Origin of the sequence: Rhodococcus sp. NPDC057014, from assembly GCF_042673295.1 — a bacterium.
Classification (GTDB): Bacteria; Actinomycetota; Actinomycetes; order Mycobacteriales; family Mycobacteriaceae; genus Rhodococcus_F.
Genome location: NZ_JBHUSF010000522.1, coordinates 1 through 3,616 on the forward strand (window position 1 = coordinate 1; position 3,616 = coordinate 3,616).

Genomic DNA, 3,616 nt, shown 5'->3' on the forward strand with positions numbered 1-3,616 from the left:
GGAGCACACCTACCCTTCCACGACGACCTGCCGACCTGGGCGATGGACGCAGGTGCCGATGTCTGCGTCGTCAGTGTCCACAAGATGGGTGCCGGATTCGAGCAGGGGTCGGTCTTCCACGTCCAAGGCGATCTCGTCGACGGCGCCCACCTGTCCGCGTGTGCCGATCTGCTGATGACCACCAGCCCAACGTGATGATCTACACCGCCCTCGACGGGTGGCGCCGACAGATGGTCGAGCGCGGCACGGAGCTGCTCGGATCTGCCCTGTCTCTGGCCGCACGAACCCGCGAACGAATCGACCACATCGACCGGCTCGACGTCCTCGAGGACCGTCTGCTGGGCAAGGAGGCCTCCCACGACCTGGATCGCCTACAGATCCTGATCGACGTGAGCGCGACCGGCGCGACCGGGTACCAGTGCGCCGACTGGCTCCGCAGCCACTGCCGGGTGGACGTCGGCATGTCCGACCACCGGCGCATCCTCGCCACCATGTCCATGGCCGACGACGAGCACACCACCGACCGACTCGTTCACGCCCTCACCGAGATGAGCTCTGCCACCGCCTCCTTCGCGCCCGCGCCGCACATCGACCTCCCCAGCCCCGAAGAACTGCAGCTCGAGTCCGAGATGGCACCGAGTGATGCGTTCTTCGGGCCGGCGGAGATGATCGCCGCCGACAACGCAGCCGGACGAATCGCCGCGGAACAGCTGACCCCGTATCCGCCGGGAATTCCAGCCGTCGTGCCCGGCGAGCGACTCGACACCGCCGTCATCGACTATCTGCGCAGCGGGCACGCCGCGGGAATGGCCGTGCCCGACGCCACCGATCCGACCCTGGAGACGTTGAGGGTCGTCGCGCACAACTGACTGGAGGGGCGCCGGATCACCGACACCTGCCATCGGTGTTTCGTCGGCGGCCGCCGGGCACCGAGGCGACCCGGATCGTGCGCATCCGCGAGGTCACTGTCCGCGCGTGGACGCGTGGGAGGTGACGGACGCGGGCAGGGCGGTGACGGTAGCGCCGGTGGTGGGTGCGGTGGGGGTCAGCGGGCGCAGTGGATGCAGGGGCAGTTCGTCCCGCGGGTCGGTCACCGTCGACAGATAATGCAACATCACCCCTTCGCGCAGCGCCCATGGGCTCACCTGCACCGCAGGGACGTCCAGGGCGCACAGGGTTTCATCGGCCACGATCGCGCCGGCGAGGATCTGCCCCGCACGCGACGGCGAGACACCCTGCAACGCGGCGCGGCGCTCCGCCGGCACAGCGGCCAGCCGCGGCACCCAGGCGTGAATTTTCCTCCGGGACAACGTTCGTCGCACGAACGGGCCCTTGCGTTGCGACGGTGCCCCGGCCAGACGGGCCAGTTGTTTGAACGTCTTCGACGTCGCCACCACCAGCTGCGGTTCGCCCTCCCACCGCAGCCGATCCGCGGTCTCGCGCAGGGTGTCGCGCACATACCGGCGCAACGCCTTGACCTGCTTGCGTGGGGGTGGGTCGGCGTCGAAGAATCCTCGGGTCAGCCGGTCCGCGCCCAGCGGCAACGACACCGCCAGTTCCGGTACGGCGTCGCGGCCGAGCGCGATCTCCATCGACCCCCCGCCGATGTCGATGTCGAGCAACCGGCCCGCACGCCACCCGTACCAGCGATGCACGGCCAGATACGTCAACCGCGCCTCCTGCAGCCCGGTCAGGAACTGCGGCCGCATCCCACATTCACTGCCGATGCGGTCGAGGATCTCGTCCCGGTTCGCCGCATCCCGGATGGCGGCCGTGACGAACAGGTAGATCTCGTCCACCTCGTATCGGTGTGCCGCCGCCAACGTGTCCGCCACCGCTCGGCCGATCCGGTCGATCCCGTCCTCGTCGAGGCGCTGATCGGCACCGATCGACTCCCCCAATCGGGTGGCGGCCTTGACCGCATGCACCGGCAACGGCGGCGCACCGGCAGTCGCCTCGACGATCTGCAACTGCGCCGAGTTCGAACCGATATCGAGGACCCCGAGCCGCACACGACCCGACTACCCCACACCCCGGTCGGCGAATCACCCCTCTACCTGCCACACCGGCTCCGGGCCGGGCGAGGTCGTCCCTTTCGATACCGAACGGGGCTTCCCCATAAGTGCTACACGTCAGCGAGGGTGTACGGCGAACCTCAGGCCGAAGTTGTTCAGTGTGGCGGGCAGTGGCCGGTCCGGACTCAAGCTGGGCGCCGAGGTCAGCTCGAAGCGAACCCGGGCGAGCAGATGCGCCATCACGGTGCTGGTGACGAGCAGAACGAGGTTCCGGCCCGGGCACTCGGCCGGGCCCGCACTGAACGGCACCAGTTGCGGATATGACTGCGCGCGCCCGTCCAACCAGATCTGCGGAACGAACCGGTCGGCGAATTCCAAGGTCGTGCCGTCCCGGTGGAATGCGGAGGCCAGGACCAGGAACGCGGTGCCGGCCGGAACGGTGAAGCGTCGGCCGTCCGGCCCCCACCCGGTCTCCTCGGTCGAATCCCGCAGGATCGCCGGGGTGGTCGGCCACAGCCGCACCGAGTCGAGCATCACCGCCCGCAGGTACCGATACTGCTGGACCTCGGTGAGGTCGGCGCCATCGACCTCGGCTTCGGCGTGTCGGCGTTCGTCGGGGTGGGTGGCCAGCAGGGCCAGAGCGCGGCTGCAGGCGATGCCGGCAGCGTCGAATGCGAACAGCCAGTGCGGCATCTGCCCGACCGGATCGACGGCCCCGCCCGCGTCCGTGGCGGCGATGGTGGCGGCCAGAGAGCCGGGTTCGGCGTGCCCGACGTAACGGTAGAGATCGTCGAAGAACTTCTCACGCAGCCGGGGACGGTCCGGCAAGAGGTAGGACCAGTTGCCGATTCCGCGTAGCCGCCACAGCCGGTCGGTGGGGGTCTCGTCGTCGCGGGCGGCGGAACCGAACACGATCCGGCGGACGATTCGCCACCACATCTTTGTGAACTGGTCGGGATCGAGTCGACCGGACCGTACGGCCAGGTCGAGTAGGGTGTTGGTTTCCTCGGCGATCACCGGGACGATCTCGGGTGCTAGGTGATGGACTGGCATCGACGTGTCGAGCACGGCTTCGTTGAAGTCGCGGCGCTGGCGACGCAGGTGTCCGCCGGAGATCAGCACGCCCCGCGGCTGGAATGGGCTCAAAGCGCTCTTCTTCTCCCGGTTGGCAGGGGTGAATGGATCCGGGGACTCGGCGAGCACGCGGGCGACGTCCTCGGGTTCGAGCACCACCGCCAGCCGGCGGCCGGGCAACCGAAGTTGCACCGGGCCGGAGCCGAACCTGTGGCGCAATTCCCGCACCGTCTCCAGGGTGGTGTCGTCGGCGCGCACGGTCTCCAACACCGCCATTATCGGGCGGCGACGCGCGATCACCCCGGCGGCGACGGACGGATAGCCCAGCGCGGTCGCCACCCGCACCGCTTCCCACCCGGTCAGGATCGGCCCCTCGGCTCGTGGTGCGGTCGTGGGGGCGGCGGACGGGTTCGTGTGGGTGACCATGTGCCTGCGGCTACCCACCCGATCTGCGTACCAAACGGCACGCCACTTCCGAGCGGGGTTCGGCGAGGACCTTGTGGGCGGCGGCCGTGACCCCGTCGGGG

General features: G+C 69.2%; 2 protein-coding genes and 1 pseudogene. 1 reads left to right on the top strand and 2 read right to left on the bottom strand.

Annotated features, from left to right (window positions below; translation table 11 throughout):
* Positions 1–869: pseudogene (locus ACFTZB_RS44145) on the top strand (aminotransferase class I/II-fold pyridoxal phosphate-dependent enzyme); the annotation flags it as partial.
* A gap of 93 nt (positions 870–962) precedes the next feature.
* Here the strand turns inward: ACFTZB_RS44145 and ACFTZB_RS44150 are convergent.
* A complete protein-coding gene (locus ACFTZB_RS44150; RefSeq protein WP_378442113.1) occupies positions 963–2,012 on the bottom strand; it encodes a Ppx/GppA phosphatase family protein in 1,050 nt (349 codons plus the stop codon).
* A gap of 120 nt (positions 2,013–2,132) precedes the next feature.
* On the bottom strand, positions 2,133–3,515 hold the full coding sequence (locus ACFTZB_RS44155; protein WP_378442115.1) for a cytochrome P450: 1,383 nt from the start codon (positions 3,513–3,515) through the stop codon (positions 2,133–2,135).
* Positions 3,516–3,616: the final 101 nt, after the last annotated feature.